This window comes from Pseudovibrio sp. WM33, from assembly GCF_001623165.1.
In the GTDB taxonomy this organism is placed as follows: Bacteria; Pseudomonadota; Alphaproteobacteria; order Rhizobiales; family Stappiaceae; genus Pseudovibrio.
The window spans coordinates 20,271-39,935 of the sequence record NZ_LMCK01000127.1; the positions used below are offsets into that span (position 1 = coordinate 20,271).

At 53.6% G+C, this 19,665-nt stretch carries 14 protein-coding genes; 6 read left to right on the forward strand and 8 right to left on the reverse strand.

Annotated features, from left to right (window positions below):
- Positions 1–79: 79 nt before the first annotated feature.
- The 5 genes from PsWM33_RS22710 to PsWM33_RS22730 all read right to left on the reverse strand — a co-directional run bounded on the left by PsWM33_RS22710 (position 80) and on the right by PsWM33_RS22730 (position 6,999).
- Positions 80–2,293 carry a 3-hydroxyacyl-CoA dehydrogenase NAD-binding domain-containing protein gene (locus tag PsWM33_RS22710; protein WP_063301733.1) on the reverse strand — a complete coding sequence of 738 codons (2,214 nt, stop codon included), beginning with the start codon at positions 2,291–2,293 and terminating at the stop codon, positions 80–82.
- Positions 2,294–2,307: 14 nt separating this feature from the next.
- Positions 2,308–3,516 (reverse strand): acetyl-CoA C-acetyltransferase, encoded by a 1,209-nt coding sequence (locus tag PsWM33_RS22715; RefSeq protein WP_063301734.1) that lies wholly within the window; start codon positions 3,514–3,516, stop codon positions 2,308–2,310.
- A gap of 21 nt (positions 3,517–3,537) precedes the next feature.
- Positions 3,538–4,176: a glutathione S-transferase family protein gene (locus tag PsWM33_RS22720; RefSeq protein ID WP_057464945.1), complete on the reverse strand. Its 639-nt coding sequence runs from the start codon at positions 4,174–4,176 to the stop codon at positions 3,538–3,540.
- A gap of 100 nt (positions 4,177–4,276) precedes the next feature.
- A complete protein-coding gene (locus PsWM33_RS22725) occupies positions 4,277–6,073 on the reverse strand; it encodes an acyl-CoA dehydrogenase C-terminal domain-containing protein (protein ID WP_063301735.1) in 1,797 nt (598 codons plus the stop codon).
- 245 nt (positions 6,074–6,318) lie between these two features.
- Positions 6,319–6,999 (reverse strand): ArsR/SmtB family transcription factor, encoded by a 681-nt coding sequence (locus PsWM33_RS22730; protein ID WP_063301736.1) that lies wholly within the window; start codon positions 6,997–6,999, stop codon positions 6,319–6,321.
- 135 nt (positions 7,000–7,134) lie between these two features.
- On the opposite strand from PsWM33_RS22730, the gene PsWM33_RS22735 reads away from it, so the two are divergent.
- A complete protein-coding gene (locus PsWM33_RS22735) occupies positions 7,135–7,455 on the forward strand; it encodes an NIPSNAP family protein (RefSeq protein ID WP_063287326.1) in 321 nt (106 codons plus the stop codon).
- A gap of 29 nt (positions 7,456–7,484) precedes the next feature.
- Positions 7,485–7,793 (forward strand): antibiotic biosynthesis monooxygenase family protein, encoded by a 309-nt coding sequence (locus PsWM33_RS22740; protein WP_063287327.1) that lies wholly within the window; start codon positions 7,485–7,487, stop codon positions 7,791–7,793.
- A 139-nt stretch (positions 7,794–7,932) separates the two neighbouring features.
- Here PsWM33_RS22740 and PsWM33_RS22745 read toward each other — a convergent pair whose 3' ends face one another.
- Positions 7,933–8,379, reverse strand: a complete 447-nt coding sequence (locus PsWM33_RS22745) for a MerR family transcriptional regulator (protein WP_057464950.1) — start codon at positions 8,377–8,379, stop codon at positions 7,933–7,935.
- A gap of 477 nt (positions 8,380–8,856) precedes the next feature.
- Here PsWM33_RS22745 and PsWM33_RS22750 point away from each other — a divergent pair, with 477 nt between their 5' ends.
- From PsWM33_RS22750 to PsWM33_RS22760, 3 genes are all read left to right on the forward strand, one after another.
- Positions 8,857–13,440 (forward strand): peptidoglycan-binding protein, encoded by a 4,584-nt coding sequence (locus PsWM33_RS22750; protein WP_063301737.1) that lies wholly within the window; start codon positions 8,857–8,859, stop codon positions 13,438–13,440.
- A gap of 157 nt (positions 13,441–13,597) precedes the next feature.
- On the forward strand, positions 13,598–14,527 hold the full coding sequence (locus tag PsWM33_RS22755) for a sulfite exporter TauE/SafE family protein (protein WP_057465030.1): 930 nt from the start codon (positions 13,598–13,600) through the stop codon (positions 14,525–14,527).
- Positions 14,524–15,309, forward strand: coding sequence for a TIGR02186 family protein (locus PsWM33_RS22760; RefSeq protein WP_063287329.1), 786 nt, complete (start codon positions 14,524–14,526; stop codon positions 15,307–15,309). Before PsWM33_RS22755 ends, PsWM33_RS22760 begins: the two co-directional genes overlap by 4 nt.
- A gap of 65 nt (positions 15,310–15,374) precedes the next feature.
- Here PsWM33_RS22760 and pdeM read toward each other — a convergent pair whose 3' ends face one another.
- Together pdeM and PsWM33_RS22770 are read right to left on the reverse strand one after the other, a co-directional pair.
- On the reverse strand, positions 15,375–16,046 hold the full coding sequence (pdeM, locus tag PsWM33_RS22765; protein ID WP_193778452.1) for a ligase-associated DNA damage response endonuclease PdeM: 672 nt from the start codon (positions 16,044–16,046) through the stop codon (positions 15,375–15,377).
- Between the two features lie 68 nt (positions 16,047–16,114).
- Complete coding sequence (locus tag PsWM33_RS22770; RefSeq protein ID WP_063301738.1) at positions 16,115–18,643, reverse strand: ligase-associated DNA damage response DEXH box helicase; 2,529 nt, start codon at positions 18,641–18,643, stop codon at positions 16,115–16,117.
- A 350-nt stretch (positions 18,644–18,993) separates the two neighbouring features.
- On the opposite strand from PsWM33_RS22770, the gene PsWM33_RS22775 reads away from it, so the two are divergent.
- The gene (locus tag PsWM33_RS22775; RefSeq protein ID WP_057464953.1) at positions 18,994–19,386 is read left to right on the forward strand and encodes a DUF4440 domain-containing protein; all 393 of its coding nucleotides are present in this window, start codon (positions 18,994–18,996) and stop codon (positions 19,384–19,386) included.
- Positions 19,387–19,665: the final 279 nt, after the last annotated feature.

Consider the following 19,665-nt stretch of genomic DNA (forward strand, 5'->3'; position numbering starts at 1 on the left):
AAACGCCGATGAGATTTCCCTCACCGGCGCTTCAATCTCAAACCAGACGGCTGAGCAATAAAGCCCAGCCTGACCTGACTTACTCAGCAGCTTCTGCGACAGCCTCTGCAGGGGAGAACTTACCGTAGTAGGTCTCGCCAGCGTCGGCCATTGCGCGCAGCTGTTTGTTTGGTGCGAAGCGGTCGCCCCATTTTGCAGCTAGCTTGTCACAGCGCTCTACGAACTCTTTGGTGCCAATGCCGTCGATGTAGGACAGCGTGCCACCGGAGAATGGTGCAAAGCCGAAGCCGAGGATAGAGCCAACGTCTGCTTCACGAACGTCTGTCAGGCAGTTCTCTTCAAACACGCGTGCGGTTTCAAGAGCCTGAATGCCGAGCAGACGGTCCTTCAGTTCTTCAACGTCGAACTCATCGGCAGATTTGGATGGGCCTGTGATGTCAGTAATGCCAGGCCACAGAGCCTTGTCCTTGCCTTTGTAGTCGTAAAAGCCCTTGGTGTTCTTACGGCCAAAGCGCTCATTCTTAACAACCATTGCATCCAAAATGGTGTCAAAACCGCTGTTAGGATAAGCATCGCCAAGGTCTTTCTTGGTCGCTTCCTTAATCTTCCAGGCAAGGTCCAGTGCAACTTCATCACCTAGAGACAGCGGACCAACAGGCATGCCTGCCATCTTGCCAGCATTCTCGATCATCGCAGCTGGAACACCGTCGGAAAGCATCATGATGCCTTCACGAACATAAGTGCCAACCACGCGGGAGGTGTAAAAGCCTCGGCTGTCATTCACAACAATCGGGGTCTTCTTGATTGCTTTCACGTAGTCCAGAGCAACAGCTGTTGCCTTGTCCTCGGTCTTCTCACCCAAAATGATCTCAACAAGCATCATCTTGTCGACTGGAGAGAAGAAGTGAATGCCGATGAAGTCAGCTGGACGGGAAGACGCTTCTGCCAGTGATGTGATCGGAAGAGTAGAGGTGTTGGACGCATAAACTGCGGAAGCTGGCATTGCTGCTTCTGCTTTCTCGGTCACAATGCGCTTCACTTCGCGGTCTTCGAACACAGCTTCGATTACCAGATCCACATCGCTCAGGGCGTTGTAGTCAGTCGTCGCAGTGATCAGGCTCAGCAGCTTCTCTTTTTTCTCAGGAGTAGACTTGCTGCGCTTGATAGCTTTGTCCAAAAGGCCTTCAGAGTAAGCCTTACCTTTGTCAGCAGCTTCCTGAGACTGGTCGATCAGAACAACCTCAAGGCCAGCTTTTGCTGTCACGTAAGCAATGCCTGCACCCATCATGCCAGCACCAAGCACACCAATCTTCTTCAGTTGTGTCTTAGGCACACCAGCTGGGCGGCGAGCCCCTTTGTTCAGCTCCTGCATGGAGCCAAACAGAGAGCGAACCATAGCGGCAGCTTCCTTGCTCTGCAGAACATGGGCAAAGTAGCGGCTCTCAATGGTCAGGCCAGTGTCCATTGGTACCATCAGGCCTTCAACAACAGAGTGCAGCATGTAGCGTGCGCCCGGATAGTTGTCATAGGTGTTCTGACGGTAGATCGCGTTCGCAGCAGGCCAGAACTGCATTCCGGATGGGGAGTAAACCTTACCGGTTGGGATTTTGAAGCCCTTTTTGTCCCAAGGTTGGGCAGCGTCAACGCCATCTGCCAACATCTTCTTGGCAGCGGCAATCAGCTCAGCTTCAGGCGCAACAGCTTCAATCAACTTCAGGCGCATGGCCTTCTTGGCATCAAGGGTTTGCCCCAACAGCAGGAACTGCAAGCCACCCTGCAGATCGCCAACCATACGCATAACACGCTGCGTACCACCGCCACCTGGGAACAGGCCGACTTTCACTTCAGGCAGAGCCATTTTCAGGCTCTCTTCAGCACCGATCCGTTTATGACAGGCCAGTGCCAGCTCTGTACCGCCGCCCATACAAACGCCGTTCACAGCAGCTACATAGGGCTTGCCTGAGGTTTCCAGTTTGCGGAACACTTGAGACAGTTTGCGAGAACCGTCAAACAGGTCCTTCGCAGCCCCTTCTGCATCAACAGCCTGACGTTTTTTGAAAGTAGCAAGCAGCTTGCCGATCATGCTCAGATCAGCGCCAGCAGAGAATGCTTTTTTGCCAGAAGCAACAATAACGCCCTTGATCGCATCATCAGCGGAAATGTCATCGACGACTTTGTCCAGCTCAAGAATGACGCTCTCGTCAAACACGTTCATCGGCTTTTCTGGCGAGTCCCATTTCAGAACTGCAAAGCCGTCCGCATCGGTTTCAAGGGTAAAGTGTGTGTAAGTCATGTTCGTCTCTCCCCTTAAACGCGCTCAATGATGGTTGCTGTGCCCATGCCAGCGCCAATACACAGCGTAACAAGAGCAGTGTTCTTGTCCTGGCGCTCCAGCTCATCAAGAACTGTACCAAGGATCATTGCGCCAGTTGCACCAAGTGGGTGACCCATTGCAATTGCACCGCCGTTTACGTTTATGTTGGCGTGGTCAATCTCAAACGCCTGCATGTAACGCAGAACAACAGCCGCAAAGGCTTCGTTCAGCTCAAACAGGTCGATGTCGCCAATTTCCATGCCAGCGTTTTTCAAAAGCTTCTCTGTCACATCAACCGGACCTGTCAGCATGAGTGCCGGATCAGAACCAATGTTTGCAAACGCTTTAATGCGTGCGCGTGCTTTCAGGCCGTAAGCCTCGCCAGCCTCTTTAGTACCCATCAGCACAGCAGCAGCACCATCCACGATACCGGAGGAGTTACCAGCATGGTGCATGTGGCTGATTTTTTCGATCTCAGGATGGGCCTGAATACCAACAGCGTTAAAGCCACCCATACTGCCCATCATCTCAAAGGATGGGTTCAGGCCAGCAAGAGACTGCATGTTTGTTTCAGGACGCATGTGCTCGTCACGGTCCAGAATGGTCAGGCCATTGATGTCGCGTACAGGAACAACTGAGTTCTTGAAGCGGCCTTCATCCCATGCCTGTTTTGCACGGCGCTGGCTTTCCACGGAGTATGCATCCACGTCATCACGGGAGAAACCATATTTGGTGGAGATCAGGTCAGCAGAAACGCCCTGCGGCATGAAGTAGGCAGGAATAGCCACCTGCGGGTCTGCAGGCCAAGGACCGCCCGATGCACCAAGACCTACACGGCTCATGGCTTCAACACCGCCAGAAATAACCAGCTGGTTCTGACCTGACATGATCTGGGAGGCACCCATGTTCACAGCATCCAGACCAGAGGCACAAAAGCGGTTGATCTGCATACCAGGGACTGAGCGGTCATAGTCTGCTGCGAAGACAGCAGCACGTGCAATGTCAGAGCCTGCGTCACCCACAGGGTCAACACAGCCAAGCACAACGTCGTCTACAAGCTTCGTATCAAGCTCATTACGGTCTCTGATGGCTTCAAGAGCGTTCGCCGCAAGGCGCGCTGTCGAAACTTCATGCAAGGAGCCGTCTTTCTTGCCGCGCCCGCGTGGGGTGCGCACATGATCGAATATAAGGGCGTCTGCCATATTGTCCTCCGCAAAAATTGGTCAGGCTGGTGTAGGCAAGGGGTGGCCGGGCATCAGGTCATAAGGGGCTACCCAATGGGGCAGGGCCTTAATCCGCTCAAGCCATGCATTCACATTTGAATAAGGGCCGAAGTCCACACCAATCTCTTCTGGCCAAAACAGGTATCCGCACACCGAAAGGTCTGCGATTGTCGGGCGATTTCCAACAAGGAAGTCACTGTTTGCAAGGCGCTGGTCCAGCACCTTCAAAGTGGCGATGGTCCGGCCTTCAAAAAAGCGGGTCACATCGGTTTCACCGGTCTTCACCATGGCTCGCATATAGCGCAGGGTTGCCACATAGCTGGTCAGCTTGTGGTTGTCCCAGAAAAGCCAGCGCAGGATTTCCCGGCGTTCTTCCTCGCTCTCCCAGCCAAATGTGCCAAGCTGCTGGGAAAGGTATTCCAATATCACGGCAGACTGGGTCAGCCGTGTTTCCCCGTGGATCAGCACGGGAATTTCCCCCATCTCGTTCTGCTCACTGCGGAACTCAGGATCGCGGGTCGCACCATTGAAAAAATCAACCCAAGTCGGGGTCCATGATGCCTGGGAAAGCTCCAGCATCAGCGCAACCTTGTAGGCATTGCCGCTTTGCGCAAAACACTGAAGTTCATATTCCGCCATATCGCACTCCTAAAATCTGTCAGCTTAATATATCAGATTGAGAATAGGGCAGGACAAGAGCCCGGGATAGGTCCCGGGCCCTTGAGTTACGGTAATGTGATTAGAACGCTTCTGCGTCCAGGCTCATCATTGTGTCCGCACCAGTGGAGATGCGAGCCAGATGAGCAGAAGATTCCGGCATGATACGCTCCATGAAGAAGGTACCAAGGGTCAATTTGGTGTTCAGCCAGTCTTCCTTGCCGTTTGCGCCTTCAGCAATTTTACCTTTTGCTGCAATCGCAATCTTGGTCCACATGTAACCAAGGGCAACAAGGCCAAACAGGTGCATGTAGTCGTTGGATCCGGCACCCGCATTGTCTGGGTTCTTCATTGCGTTCTGCATAAACCACATGGTCGCGGCCTGAAGGTCCTTCAAAGACTGCTTCAGCGCCGTGGTGTAAACGCTCAGCTCTTCGTCGCCTTCATGCTCTTTTACAAGTGCGCCAACTTCTTTGAACCATGCCTGAATAGCGCGGCCACCATTTGCTGGCAGCTTACGGCCAACAAGGTCAAGCGCCTGAATGCCATTGGCACCTTCATAGATCATGGCGATACGAGCGTCGCGAACGAACTGCTCCATACCCCATTCCTGAATGTAACCATGACCTCCATAAATCTGCTGAGCCATCACAGCGTTGTCAAAGCCCTTATCGGTGATAACGCCTTTGATCACTGGGGTCAGGAGACCCATGATGTCGTCAGAAGACTGTCTTTCAGCTTCATCCTCGGAAAGATGAGAGACATCACCATGCAGGCCAGTCCACATGTAAAGAGCACGTGCTGCCTCATTAAAGGAGCGGATGGTCATCAACACGCGGCGCACATCCGGGTGCACAATGATTGGGTCAGCTGGTTTATCTGGTGCCTTAGGTCCGGTCAGGGAGCGACCCTGCAAGCGATCCTTCGCGTAGATAACTGCGTTCTGGTAAGCCACTTCGGACTGGGACAGACCCTGAATACCAACGCCAAGACGCGCTTCGTTCATCATCACGAACATGGCGCGCAGGCCTTTGTTTTCCTCACCAACGAGGAAACCAATCGCATCGTCATAGTTCATGACACAGGTTGCATTGCCGTGGATGCCCATCTTCTCTTCAATGGAACCACAGGAAACGCCGTTCATTTCACCCGGATTGCCGTCTGCATCGAGCTTTTTCTTCGGCACAACAAACAGGGAAATACCCTTGGTGCCGGCAGGAGCGCCTTCGATACGAGCCAGAACGAGGTGAATGATGTTCTCGGAAAGATCGTTGTCACCTGCAGAGATGAAGATCTTTGTGCCGGAAATCTTGTAGGAGCCATCCGCTTGCGGAACAGCCTTGGTGCGCAGCATGCCCAGATCCGTACCACAATGCGGCTCGGTCAGGTTCATGGTGCCAGTCCACTCACCCGTTGCCATCTTAGGCAGGTAAGTGTCCTTGATCTCATCACTTGCATGCGTATGCAGAGCAGCCATCGCGCCAGCTGTCAGGCCCGGATACATGGCAAACGCCATGTTGGCCGAACAGATGTACTCATTCACAATGCCGGAGAAGATGGACGGAAGGCCCTGACCACCATACTGCTCAGGAACGGACAGACCACCCCAACCAGCTTCAACATAGGCGTTGTAGGCTTCTTTAAAGCCTGGAGGCGTTGTCACAGAGCCATCATCATGGCGGATACAACCAGCTTTATCGCCAGAATGGTTCAGCGGCTGCACGATCTCCTCAGAGAACTTTGCGCCTTCTTTCAAGATGGCTTCAACCAGATCCGGCGTCGCCTCGGAGAACCCGGGCAAGTTGGAATGTTTTTCGTAACCCAAAACATCTTTGAGCAAAAAGAGAGTGTCTTCTACGGGAGCACTATAACTCGGCATAGCAATTTTTCCTTCCGACCAACCCTAGAGGCATGGCTTTAACGTTTGCGTAAACGTCAACTTGTGACGGAATATAGAGCGCCCTCGCGCCTGCGGCAAGTTATACCCAAGTGTAATTTCTTAGGGGTAGGTACGTATCCGCGGAATCCCGCGGGTTTGTACCTGATAACTTCCCTGTGAAATCTTAGTGTGCCCTGCCTCTGGCACTATGAAAGTGACGTGTAAGCTTTGTCTGCCCCTCAATTTTAAAGGGAGAATATGGCGTGAAAGTGAGAATCGCCGCTTTTGGAAAACTCGATAATGCGGCTTCCGTCCACACGCTTGGCCCAGCCTTGCTCCAGAAAAAACGAGAGCAGGGAGGTGCCCGCAATTCCTGCCAGATGCGAGCGCCGAGCACTCCAGTCCAGACAGGATTTGCACAAAGGGCGGCGCTTGTTCTCTTTGTCCGGTAGCACCACGCCCAGTTCACTGAGGAAGGATCGCCCGTCGCCGGTCAGATGAAGCTGCTCGCCGTCCTCCACCAAAAACTCTCGCGCCAGCAGACTGTCATAGGCCTGCACCCCGTATTCTCCAGCCAGATGGTTGTAGCAAACTCGGGCTTTGCGCAGGGCAGGCTCCTTCGGTCCAGTCCGCACACGGGTCATACCAGCGCGCATGGCAATCCCGCTCATAGCTTCCAGCAAAGCCGCAACATCAGCATCTGCCAGATTGTAATACTTGTGCCGTCCTTGTCTGCGCAGGGTAACCAAACCGGCCTCCGCCAGTCGTCCCAGATGAAAACTGGAGGTCTGAGGCGTGACACCAGCCTCCTGAGCCAGCTCACTGGCCGTCAACGCCACGCCGGTCATAAGAGCCTGCAACATGTTCGCCCGTGCCGGGTCTCCAATGAGCGCGGCAATCCCGGCAATATTCGGACCTTCTTTCATGTGGGGCTCCATTCTTGAATTCTGTCCGATGACTATAGCACACACGCAAAATTGATAGTTCGATCACGATCGAAACAACAGCGCAGGCTAGCTTGCTACACCGGGGGAATTGATGAACTGAACCGGAGATTTGTGATGCTCACCTGTGTCATCCGCTACCAGATAGACCCGACGAAAAAGGCAGAATTCCAACAATACGCGCGCAATTGGGGGCAGGCGATCCCGCGTTGTGGGGCAGACTTGATTGGCTACTATGCCCCTCATGAAGGTTCCACCACATTGGCCTATGGCATCTACAATGTGCAAAGCTTGGCTCACTATGAAGAATACAGAGCCACTCTTGCAAATGACCCGCTCGGGCGCGAAAACTATGAGTTCGCTATGAGAGAAAAGTTCATCCTGAAAGAAGACAGAACGTTTCTCACTCTTGCATCAACGCCGCATGCAAAGCCGTAATCGCCAAACAAGCCGTGAAAGTTCCCAGCATGATTGCCGTTATTTTTGAAGTTGAACCCTTCGCAGACCACAAAGCCAGTTATCTGGATGTGGCCGCCTCAATTAAGCCTGAACTGGAGAAAATCCCGGGGTTTATCTCTGTTGAGCGATTTCAGAGTCTCACCAATCCTGAGAAAATTTTGTCACTGTCATTTTTTGAGGATGAGGAAGCCGTGAAACGCTGGCGCACTCAGGAAAAGCATCAGGAGGCGCAGCAACTGGGAAAAAATGAATATTTCCAGAAGTATCGCATCCGTGTGGCAAGCGTTTTGCGAGATTATGGCTTGGATAACAATTAAATTAAGAAAGTTCGGGAGATAAGCCGGTATTTTATAGGTGAAAAATATTGAACGTATTCTTCATGAATAAATTCAGGCACCTATAAGTGGCTATAAATCAAAAAGGTGGGGTAAAAGCCCCACCTGACCAGACTGAAAATCAGCCTCTTTTTTCGCGCAGCATACCTTCAACAATCGTGACGGTTCTCTGCAGGTCTTCAATCGCTTCATCAATATTGGCGCGCTGACCTTCAAGCACTTTAATCTGCTCCTGAAAGCGGCTCAGTGCCACCTCAAGCTGGGTGACCTGACCGTCACGCAGATCATAAAGATCCAGCATACTGCGGATTTCAGTGAGAGAAAAACCAACACGTTTTCCCATCAGAACCAGCTTCAAACGCGCACGATCCCGACGGTTGTAAATGCGATTAAGCCCGTCACGCTTAGGATTCAGGAGGCCCTTGTCCTCGTAAAATCGAAGAGTACGGAGGGTAACATCAAATTCTTTTGCCAGGTCGCCAATGGTAAACTGTGTCTTCTTTCCCTTACCCAGCTCATTGGCAACAACATCAACAATCATCTCATTGATATGTAGGGCTTCGCTCATCTGCTTGACCTGTTCTTCTTTGCTCTCACGACACTGCCTCTAATGTACGATATCCGTACTTAAGTACATGCTAAATGATGCACCGCGCAATTTCCATCAAGTTTATACATTGGCAAGAACACGTAGGTCCAGCGTGCGCGGCTTGATAACCCTTAATTCGAGTAAATCGGGACACGAATTATTTTCATGAGTTTGTTCCGTACTCCCTGAAATAGCAGGGTATCTGCATGATAACCGCCGTAATTCACATTCCTTAAGGGCTCTTCACGCAGAATTCGAGCTATTAACCCGCTATTTACCCTAACGAGTAAAAAACTAGTCCTACGAGTTTTAAGACCGGTGCAAAACCGCAAAGTGATTCGTTTCTTGACCCACTCACAAACCACGTAAAGTGGTTGACGTTTATTTTTATAATGTGATTTGGGCAGGGAAGGACGACATGGCGCGGTCCGGACAGTTTTATGAGGCCCTTCAGGCATGTCTTGGAATAAACCAGAATTTGGAAAATCCGCTTCAGACAAGTCCTTTGGTGAAGGGCTGGATGCAGACCACGTAAAGTGGTTGGAGGAAAGTCGAATGGCGCAACATAATCCTGCAGCAGCAAGGCATGCGGCCCATTCTCCCTATTCTGATGAATTTGGTGCAGCGGCGCAGCAACCTTACGGACAACCTCATCCCACGTCTCAGGAAGCGGCGATGAACGAAGTTGCGCAGGCACTAAGCCGCCTGATGCAGTCTGAAGGCCGTACCCCCCTCGCTCATGCAGAACCGCAGCCACGTGCACGTGATCAACACATGCATGCGCCGCATGCGCGTGATCCTCATGTTCGCGACCCACATACTCGTGATCCCCAAAATCGTGATCCATGGCGCCGCTCTGATCTGAGGTCCGGTCTCGACCAGTCAACAAGCCCACATGCCTATGAGGATCAGTACGATCCGTCTGCCGACCAGCACCTGTATGCACGCGCTGGTATTTCTCGTGATCCGCTCCTGCATCCGCGCCCGCCAGTTATGCGCAGACAGGAACAGGCTCCTTTACCACAGGCACCTGAAGCTTATGCGCCGCAGCGTCGTGCCCAGCAATACGCTGAGCCTGCACCAATGCAGCCGCGTGCGCACCAGCCATCTGCTCATCCTGCTGCCCCTATGCAGCCGGAAAATCAGGAATGGGCTGCACCAGTGGCCAGACAGGACGAAGATCCAAACGCGGAGAATTCTAAGGTAAAGCGCATCAGCTCCGTGCTTGATGCCTTGAACGCCCTGGATGAACGCTTGAACTCCCTTGCTCATAACGAAAATGAAAAAGGGAAGGGTGTTCCGCCAAAAGCTGAAAATACTGCGCCTATGCAGGAGCCGAAACCAGCTCCTGTAGAGCAGAACTGGGCACCCGCCGCGCAAGATTATGCTCGTCCGCCGGTCACGCAGATGGAGCCTCGCTTCAACGCAGGCGCAATGCCACACGGTGTAGAAGCACGGCAAAGCCAGAGACCAGCAGCACCGCAGCCAGCACAAACTGCGGAATATTCTGAGCTCAACACAATGATTGATGGCCACTTCAAGCAGCTGGCCAGTCAACTGGATACATTGCGTGAGCCAGATGAAGCACGCTTTGAGCAACTGCACGATGGCATGCAGACACAGCTCAACAGCCTGCGCGACGAAATGATGGATCGTACCTCTGACAATCGCTCGCAGCTCTCCGAGATTATTGGGCGCCTGCGCGATGAAGAGGGCAACGGCCTGCTGCTCAAAGAACTGCGCCACGAACTGGAGCAGATGAAGTCTGCGCTGTCCCGCTCTGACATTGAGGACAGCCTCAATGCTCTGGGCATGGCGCATTCATCCATCCAGTCTCGCTTGCAGGAACTGGCAGAAAAGAATGTTGATCCGGCGATTTACGAGAGCCTGTCTGAGCGGATGGCCGAGGTGGAAAACCAAATCCGCCAGCTGCCTCGTGTTGATCAGCTCAACTCGCTGGAAAACCGTCTGTCCTCCATGGGCGACCGTCTGGAAGATGTTTTGCTTCGCTCCGGTACCGCTGGCCTGGAAGTTGTCCGCGATGAAGTTGCTCAGCTGAGACAAGTTATTGATCGTCTGGATTCAGGCCGCATGATCCATGATGTGGATCAGCGCATCCGGTTCCTGACAGCCCGCATGGATGAGCTGGACCATTTCTCTGCAATTCAGCGCGATATCCAGTCCCGCCTCAGCAGCGTTGAAACACGCATGCCGGATGGTGAAGTGATTGACCGTCTGCATGGCCGTTTGGACTCCATCTCCAACATTCTGGCTGAAGGCCCGGAAAAAGCAGGCAACAACGATCAGCTGAACCGCTTGGAAGATCGCCTTTCTGATATCGGCCAGAAGCTGGACCGTATGGAGAAAAGCCCGGAGGCCTCAACTGGCTTCGATCAGGCTTTCTCTTCCATCGAAGGACGCCTCGACCATCTCTGCAATAAAGTGGATGGCATCGAAGTCCGTCTGGCGGAAACCTCCTTCGAGGTTGTTTTGAACGAGAACGAAAGTGCGGCTCTTGCCCGTCTTGAACAGCGTGTGATGACGCTGACCCAGATGGTTGAAGACAGTGCCCATGCTGGTTCCTCCGACAAAGCAATGTCCATGATCCGCGCCGAGATCGCAGAACTACGCGGCCACATCGGTGCATTGGCAACTTCCGGCGACATTGAATCCCAACTGCAGGAGCTGGCTGCAACCATCTCCAGCCCGTCTGGTCTGTCCTCTGATGTTGAGATCGATCGTCTGGAACAGCAGATTGCAGACCTTTCTCAAAAACTGGATATGTCTCAAACCCAGTTTGGTGCGATCGGCAATCTGGAAAACAGCTTCGGCACCATCGAGCAAGAGATCAAAGGCCTTCACACCGACATGGTGGATAAGGCGCAGCAGATCGCACAGGATGCAGTAAAGGCTGCAACAGACAATCTGGCTCTGGGCAATGGCGCGGAGCAGGGTGAGGCTGTTGAAGCTGCCATTTCTGCGCTGCGTCTCGACCTGCAGTCCCTGCTGGAAGCATCCGGCCAGAAAGACGATGTAGACCAGCATGCGCTGCAAGATGTGCGCGATGTGCTGGGTACCATTTCCCATCGCCTGGAAAATCTGGAAAGCATCCGCAACGCCATCGGCAACACAGAGATTTCCAACGAACACCAGAAACTGGTTGGCGACACGCAGATCAGCAGCATTCTGGGCGCCTTCAATATGGGGCGCAAAGGAAACTCAGCGGAACAGGCTTCTGCCGCGGCGGAACCGGAAGGTCCACGTAACCGTAAAGCAGACTTCATAGCAGCGGCTCGCCGTGCTGCAAAAGCGGCTGCCAAAGAAGTGAAGACAGCCAAGCAGGAAGAAGAAAAGCCAGCATCCGGCACGAGCAAAGCACCAGAACGGGCACGCCGTCTGCGTGACTACATCAGCCCGAACCGGACCAAAAATGTTGAGGTTCCTGAAAACCTGCGCGCCAAAAAGGCAGCTGCAACGGCTGAGGTTCTCAGCAAACTTCAGGTAGCCGAAGAGCCTATTTCCTTAAGCTCAGAAGATATAGTAAGCGAGACAGAGACTGCGGTGAAAGAGCCGATCAATCTGTCTGCTGCACCTGTTGAGCTGGGCAAAGTTGAAACAGAAACAAAAGGCAAGAAGAAGGAAAGCAAATCCAACCGCCGCCGTGCAATCATGCTGGCAGCAGCGGCTCTTCTTCTGACCATCGGCGCGTTGCGGGTGTTCGACACAGGTCTGTTCTCCAGTTCAGACGGCGTTGACACTGCAGGATCTGACACAATGCCAAGCATCATGGCGCCAGATGCACCAATGCCAGGCAAAGACAACTCCTCCCTGCTGAGCGGTGGTGTAGACGCAATTGCAGCACCTGATGTTATCAGCCGCGTATCCTCCATGCCTTCTGGGGCAGAGTTACCATCACCCGTCAGCTCCACAAGCATCTGGCAGTCTGGCTCCGCCACCGCACCGTCCGAACCAACCAAAGAGTTGATCTTTGGTCAGGCAACCGACATTGGCGGGGGAAATAGCAAAGCACAGCCAGCTCAAAAAGTTGCTTCCAATGTGGCCGCTGATCCAATCACAACGGCCAGCGTTCCTACCACACAGGCAACAGCCTCTGGCTTTGGCGAGCAGGTGACACCATTCATTCCGCGGCAGCCAGTTCAGCAAGTTGCGCCAAAACAGTCAGCTTACGATCTGCCGTATGCAATCGGTCCGATTGATCTGCGAACAGCCGCCGCGACTGGCGAAGCCGCCGCCCAGTTCGAAGTGGCCCGTCGCTACACCGAAGGCAATCTGGTTCCGGCCAATCTGGGTGCAGCAGCGGACTGGTACCGCAAAGCAGCAGCGCAAGGTCTGGCGCCAGCGCAATACCGCCTCGGCAGCTTCTATGAAAAAGGCCGCGGTGTTGAAAAGGATCTGGCACAGGCACGGGACTGGTATTCTCTGGCAGCCGCGCAAGGCAACATCAAAGCCATGCACAACCTCGCTGTTCTCTTCGTAGAGGGCATCGATGGCAAACCGGATTACACCTCCGCCGTCAAATGGTTCCGCATCGCTGCTGATCATGGCGTAGCAGACAGCAAGTTCAACCTTGCCATCCTCGCAGCGCGTGGCCTTGGCATGAAGCAGGATCTGGTTGAAAGCTACAAGTGGTTCGCCCTCGCAGCCCTGCAAGGGGACGATGACGCCGCCGGAAAACGCGACGAAGTCGCCGCCAGCCTGACCAAGCGCCAGCACGGACAGGCTCTGGAAGCAGTAGCGACCTATCAGATGAAGCCGGTTGATCCAGCAGCCAACAAGGTCATGATCGACACCAAGTGGTCCGGCAAGCCGAAAACCACAGTTTCACAGGCCGGTTCTCCATCTGTGAAAAAAATACAGCAAGCCTTGCTCGATATGGGGTATGATCCAGGCAACCCAGATGGTGTAATGGGACCTAATACACGGCGCGCAATCAAGAGTTTGCAAGCGCGCCTGGGAATGGAAGCAACGGGTGAACCTGACCGGCGTCTGATGACGGCGCTGGCCTCTCAGACCATATAATTTCACGTTACTAGGGGATTTCTGGTTAGATTTGCACTTGCTGCTCCGCGTAGATTGACAGGGCGTCTGGAATGGCGCTTAACACTCTACAATGTTGTTGGATAAAAGGTGACTCGGGGCGCACTGTCAGGTCACCTGAGTGACCCGCGGTGCCATTTTGCAGATCTATCTACCCATTGCAGAACTACCGATTAATGTCTTTATGATCTTCGCCATGGGCGGAACCGTCGGGTTCCTCTCAGGGCTTTTCGGCATTGGCGGCGGCTTCCTGCTCACGCCACTGCTCATTTTCTCCGGAATTCCGCCAGCGGTCTCTGTTGCAACCGTCACCACACAGATCGTTGCCTCTTCGGCTTCCGGCGTTCTGTCGTACTGGCGCAAAGCGGGCATTGACTTCAAACTCGCCGGAGTTCTGCTGTGTTCGGGTATCGTCGGCTCGGCAATCGGCGTCTGGATCTTCGGCATTCTGCGCAGCCTCGGGCAGTTGGATCTGGTGATCTCACTGGCCTACGTCACCTTCCTCGGCACCATCGGCGTGCTGATGCTGGGTGAATCCATGAAGGCCATCATGCGCCGCAAAAGCGGGAAAGCACCTGCTGGCCGCAAACCCGGACAACACAACTGGGTGCATGGCCTGCCGTTCAAGGTTCGCTTCCGCCGGTCCAAACTGTATGTGAGCGTCATCCCAATCTTCGGTATCGGCAGTTCCATCGGTTTCCTCGGGTCCGTTCTTGGCATCGGCGGCGGCTTTATGATGGTGCCAGCGCTCATTTACCTGCTGCGCGTACCGGCCAACATCGTCATCGGCACCTCACTGCTACAGATCCTCGGCACCATGGCCGTGGCAACGTTCCTGCATGCCATCAACACCCAGTCCGTTGATATCGTGCTCGCCCTGACGCTCATGATCGGCGGCGTGATTGGCGCTCAATTCGGCGCTCAGGTGGGGCAGGGCATGCGCGGTGAACACCTGCGCCTCGGCCTCGGCCTGCTGGTGCTGCTCGTCGGCCTGCGCTTCGCGTTCAATCTGATTGTGGAACCGGAAGACCTCTATTCCGTCAGCGTGATTGAGGAGCCAGTCAAATGAGACGAGCGCTCCACTCACTCACAACACTGCTGACAGTTCTCTTTCTGGCACTCATCTCTGGCGCACCCGCTCTGGCTGAAAAGCTCGTGTCTGCCGTCTCTTCCTCTCACGTGGCCATCACCTCCAACTTCACCGGAACGCAGATCCTCGTTTACGGAGAGATCGCCAGAGACGCAGAAACCGTCTCCAGAACCGGCAATCAGGATGTGGTCGTCGTTGTGGAAGGCCCGCTGGAGCGCGTCACCACATGGCGTAAGGATCGTATCGTCGGCCTTTGGATCAACGCCACTTCGCAAACCTACATCGCTGTTCCAAGCTTCTACGCCGTCCATGCAACGGATGACCTGCGCAACATCGCATCAGACGACTGGCTCAAACAGTACCGCATTGGTTTGGAACACCTGCCGCTTGCAGCCTTGGGCACCCGTGCGCCAGCGTTGGAGCGCAATGCGTTCAAGGCAGCGTTTCTGCGCTCCCGTGTCCAGCACGGCCTTTATTCGCAGATGTCCAAGTCCATCAACTTCCTGAGCCCGACCCTGTTCTCCACCACAGTGGACCTGCCAGCCACCATCCCGACAGGGGACTACAAAGTCACGACCTTCCTCTTCAGCGGAGGCGTATTGCTGGACCAGCAGGAGCAAGTCCTGACCGTGGCGAAAACAGGCTTTGAGCAGGTGACGTTCAACCTGTCCCGGCAACATCCGGCAGTCTACGGCGCACTGGCCATTATTCTGGCCCTGTTCACCGGCTGGCTCGCAGGCGTGATCTTCAAGAAAGATTAGGAAGCGAAAGCGTTCAGCGATGGTAGACAAAAGAAAAGGCCCTCAAATCAGAAGGGCCTTTTTTATTATTCGCTGAGGAGCTTGGAGGCAGTGAATGGGAACAATCGCCCGTTGCCCAGCATGAACACCGAGAACCGCTTCTCGGCAAAAACATCAGAAAAAGCTCTGTCCATCACATTCAGGCCACCTGTCAGCGCACCAAAGGCTGGCAATACAAGGCGGTTGCCGTTGGTCGCAAAGCAGGCTCTGCGAATGGTACGGCCCATCCGGCGCACTTTGGCGGCTGGATGCAGATGCCCGCAAATCTCGCCGCGCTCGGCCTGTTCATTCGGCTCATGCCGGAAACTGAGGGATTTGATGGAGAGCTCTTGATAACGCTCACCGCATATGTGCCGGGCAATCTCAGGGTCGTGGTTGCCGGTGATCCAGATCCACTCCCGTCCCAGTTGCATGGTTGCCAGCATGGCGAGATACGCCGCAGGCATGCGCTCGGAGCTTTCGCAGTCATGGAAACTGTCACCAAGGCAGATCACGCGGCGCGGATCGAACAGATCGATCAGGGCGGAGAGCTTTTCCAGTGTGGCAGCTGTATCATAAGGAGGCAGCATCAGGCCCTTGCTCTTGGCAATGCTGGCTGCTTTTTCCAGATGGAGATCAGACACCACAAGGGTCCGCTCTTCTGGCCACCACAAGGCTCCACTGTCGTGAAGGCCAACAAGTTCTCTTGCGAGAGACAAGTCGTGGCATACAGGAATAGGTTGACGATAACTCGGTTCTACTCGTGGCTGCAACTGACTGTTAAGTCTCACAATTGGGCCTCCAGTAATAAATCATCTGCTGCGTCCGCCAGCAGCTCTTCTGTCGCACTTCCAAAGATAGGCTCTTTCCCAATTTCAAGAAGAACCGGAATAGCCAAAGGAGAAACGCGACCCAAAGCACTATGCGTGATTCTTTTGTCGATACGAGAAAGAAAGTGACCTAAACGAGAGATATCCAGAAGTCCTGTAGCGGCATCCGTCCAGGTTGCTTGTAAAAGCAGGTGATCGGGCTCGTGTTCGTGCAGTACGTTATAAATAAGATCCGTATTTATAGTTATCTGCCGCCCGGTTTTCTCTTTGCCAGGGTGCCGTCGTTCTACGAGACCTGAGATCATAGCGCAATTTCTAAAGGTTCGTTTCATCAAACTACTTTCAGCAAGCCACGCTTCAAGGTCATCACCAAGCATATCTTCTTCAAATAGGTCATCCAGCGTCAAACGCCCGCTTTTTATGGCAGCGCCCAAATCTGTCAGCCCCCACAGGGCCAGTGAATACTCAGTTGCCACAAACCCCAGAGGATGCAGACCAGCGCGCTCAAGACGGCGTGTCAGCAGCATTCCCAGCGTTTGGTGAGCCAATCTGCCTTCAAACGGGTAGCACACAAGGTAGTGCTTATCGTTCCGCGGAAAGGTCTCTACCAGAAGACGTTCATAATCTGGTAACTGTGATTTCTCTTTTTGTAATTCCAACCATTCACGAACCTGACCTGGCAAAGAAGACCAACTGTTAGGATCAGAGGCAAAGTTGCGCACGCCCTCTGCAAGATAGGTGCTGAGCGGAAACTTGCCGCCCTGATAACTCGGGATCTTCGGGTCTTGCGAAGCACTGCGGGACACATAGGCCTCGCTCTCCTTAAGGCCCTCAAACTTCAACACCTGACCGGCAAACACAAAGGTGTCACCAACAGCAAGCTGCTCAATAAACCACTCTTCAATCTCCCCCAGCATCTTGCCGCCAAACCCAAGAGGCCGCTTGCTGTTGGCTCCGCGTGGTTTCACCTGCCGTACTTTGAGCGTTGCCGCGTCCAAAATTGTGCCGGAGTTGAGGCGATATTGCTGGGCAAATTGCGGGTGGGAAACGCGAAACAATCCCTCTTTGGTTGGGCGCAACTTGGCGTATCTGTCATAGGCTTTCAGCGCATAGCCACCTGTTGCCACAAACTCCACAGCCTTCACAAACAGATCATAATCCAGATGCCTGTAGGATTGACTGCTGATCACCTCTTCATAAAGCTGCTCAGGCTCAAACGGCGCAGCACAGGCAACGCACATAATGTGCTGGGCCAAAACATCCAATCCGCCCTCGCGAAGAGGAGGGGTATCTTGCTCTCCTGCTTCAGAGGCTTCCAGAGCAGCCTGACATTCCAACACTTCAAACCGGTTGGAGGGCACTAAAATGGCCTTGGAGGCTTCATTCATGCGGTGATTGGCGCGTCCAATACGCTGTGCCAGTCGGCTTGCTCCTTTAGGCGCACCCACATTGATCACCAGATCGATATCACCCCAGTCGATACCCAGATCCAACGAGGAGGTACACACCACAGCCTTCAGCTGACCCGCCGCCATATGGGCTTCCACTTTGCGGCGCTGGCCTACATCCAGCGAGCCATGGTGAAGCGCAATGGGCAGAGTGTCCTCATTGATACGCCAAAGCTCCTGAAACAGTCGCTCCGCCTGCGAGCGCGTGTTTACAAACACCAGTGTGGTGGTGTGGGCTTTAATCTCCTCATAGATCTCCGGCAAAGCATAGATGCAGGAATGACCAGACCACGGAAGACGCTCCTGCGTTTCCAGAATGCTGATATGCGGCTTGGCTCCACCTTTGGCCTGTACAATTTCAGCATGGTGAACGTCTTGCGACAAAGGTTGTTCTACCAGATAGGCACGCAGATCATCAGGGTGCGCAATGGTGGCTGAAAGCCCGATACAGCGCAAGTTAGGAGCCAGCTTGCGCAAACGGGTCAGAGCCAGAGCGAGCAGGTCCCCGCGCTTAGAGGTCACCAGCTCGTGCAACTCATCCAAAATGACATAGTGCAGATCAGCAAACAGCCGCTCTGCGTTCTTGTCAGAAAGCAGAAGCGAGATCTGTTCCGGCGTGGTTAGCAAAATATCTGGTGGAAGACGTTTCTGTCGCTGCTTCTTGTGGCTGGGCGTATCGCCGGAACGGGTCTCCAGCTTGATGGAGAGCCCCATCTCTTCAATTGGCACCTCAAGGTTACGGTGAATATCTGTCGCCAGAGCTTTAAGGGGAGACATGTAAAGCGTGTGCAGACCGCCTGTCCCAGCAGCTTTTGCTTCTCCGGCCTTGCGCTTGTCTGCCTGACGTTTGTGATGCAGATCCACCAGTGACGGCAAAAAGCCCGCCAGTGTCTTACCGCCACCAGTAGGAGCGATCAGAAGGGCGGAGTTGCCAGCAGTCACCTTGTCAAACAGCTCCAGCTGGTGAGCACGCGGTGCCCAACCACGGCTGCCAAACCAGTTGTTAAAGACTGAGGGAAGGTGAGAGGTGTCTGTCATAAACGACGAAAAGGTCCGATCCTGAAAACAGTTGAGCGCACTTTGCCACCAATGATCACATGTGCCAATCAGAAATGGGGCAAACCAAGAACATTTTAGCAAAGAAGAGAAGGGAGGGGGATAAACCGATCTCACTCATCCCATTGGTGTCAAACCATGAGATTTATTCTGTGAGGTGGTCGGGATATCGGCATAAAAAGCGGAAAATACCCATGAAATTTGTTTCCTTCTGAAAAAAGGACTGGCAAACTGAGCCCTATCCACGGCATATAAGGGAAAACGGGCTCCAGAAGCCTTACCTTCGTGAAAAATGCTGGCACATCAATAAGCTGGGAAAAGGGGCAGTCACTATGAGTGTTCAGGACGAAACAGAACTAATGCTCTCCGAGTTGTTTGATAGCTATGCAGATGCCTATGAGGATTATGACGCCGGGCTGATTGCAGATTGCTTTGCGTTTCCCTGTGTAATCTGGCAGTTGGAAGAAGGCCATGTCTTCAACGACAAGGCTGAGCTTTGCGAGAACATCGAAGCACTCTTGGAAGTGCACCGCGAGCATTATGTAACCTCTTCCATCTACGAAGTGGTGTCCTCTCACATCTCCGGCTCCACCGCGAGCGTCAGCCTCGACTGGCAGCAGGAAGATGACGAAGGCGAAGCAGTCTTCGATTTCACTTGCCACTACCTGCTTATCAACATTGAAGGCCGGTGGAAGATCGCAAGCATTGTGAACGAGCCTGCCTGATTGAACTCGGCTCAGCAATGAAGAATGAAGCTCCCGACTGCGAAGTTTGGGGGCTTTTTTGTAACCAACGCACAAAAAACGCCTTTAACGCAAACCAACGCACATAAGAACGCAAAGCTGGTTTCTGATGTGTATCCGACTCCAATGTGACCGGTTTTCAGATAAACAGCCGTAAAAACAAAACTCTACAGCTGCTCATACGGTCTGCGCGTTTTTGTGAACGCCAGCACAGGGCTTTCTCATTGAAATCGGTCTGTTTTTGCAACAGGATAGGCTGAG

What these genes read in the sequence shown, in the direction of transcription:
- PsWM33_RS22710 (WP_063301733.1), bottom strand. Translation starts at nt 2,293, where the DNA reads ATGACTTACACACACTTTACCCTTGAAACCGATGCGGACGGCTTTGCA.
- PsWM33_RS22715 (WP_063301734.1), bottom strand. Translation starts at nt 3,516, where the DNA reads ATGGCAGACGCCCTTATATTCGATCATGTGCGCACCCCACGCGGGCGC.
- PsWM33_RS22720 (WP_057464945.1), bottom strand. Translation starts at nt 4,176, where the DNA reads ATGGCGGAATATGAACTTCAGTGTTTTGCGCAAAGCGGCAATGCCTAC.
- PsWM33_RS22725 (WP_063301735.1), bottom strand. Translation starts at nt 6,073, where the DNA reads ATGCCGAGTTATAGTGCTCCCGTAGAAGACACTCTCTTTTTGCTCAAA.
- PsWM33_RS22730 (WP_063301736.1), bottom strand. Translation starts at nt 6,999, where the DNA reads ATGAAAGAAGGTCCGAATATTGCCGGGATTGCCGCGCTCATTGGAGAC.
- PsWM33_RS22735 (WP_063287326.1), top strand. Translation starts at nt 7,135, where the DNA reads ATGCTCACCTGTGTCATCCGCTACCAGATAGACCCGACGAAAAAGGCA.
- PsWM33_RS22740 (WP_063287327.1), top strand. Translation starts at nt 7,485, where the DNA reads ATGATTGCCGTTATTTTTGAAGTTGAACCCTTCGCAGACCACAAAGCC.
- PsWM33_RS22745 (WP_057464950.1), bottom strand. Translation starts at nt 8,379, where the DNA reads ATGAGCGAAGCCCTACATATCAATGAGATGATTGTTGATGTTGTTGCC.
- PsWM33_RS22750 (WP_063301737.1), top strand. Translation starts at nt 8,857, where the DNA reads ATGTCTTGGAATAAACCAGAATTTGGAAAATCCGCTTCAGACAAGTCC.
- PsWM33_RS22760 (WP_063287329.1), top strand. Translation starts at nt 14,524, where the DNA reads ATGAGACGAGCGCTCCACTCACTCACAACACTGCTGACAGTTCTCTTT.
- PsWM33_RS22770 (WP_063301738.1), bottom strand. Translation starts at nt 18,643, where the DNA reads ATGACAGACACCTCTCACCTTCCCTCAGTCTTTAACAACTGGTTTGGC.
- PsWM33_RS22775 (WP_057464953.1), top strand. Translation starts at nt 18,994, where the DNA reads ATGAGTGTTCAGGACGAAACAGAACTAATGCTCTCCGAGTTGTTTGAT.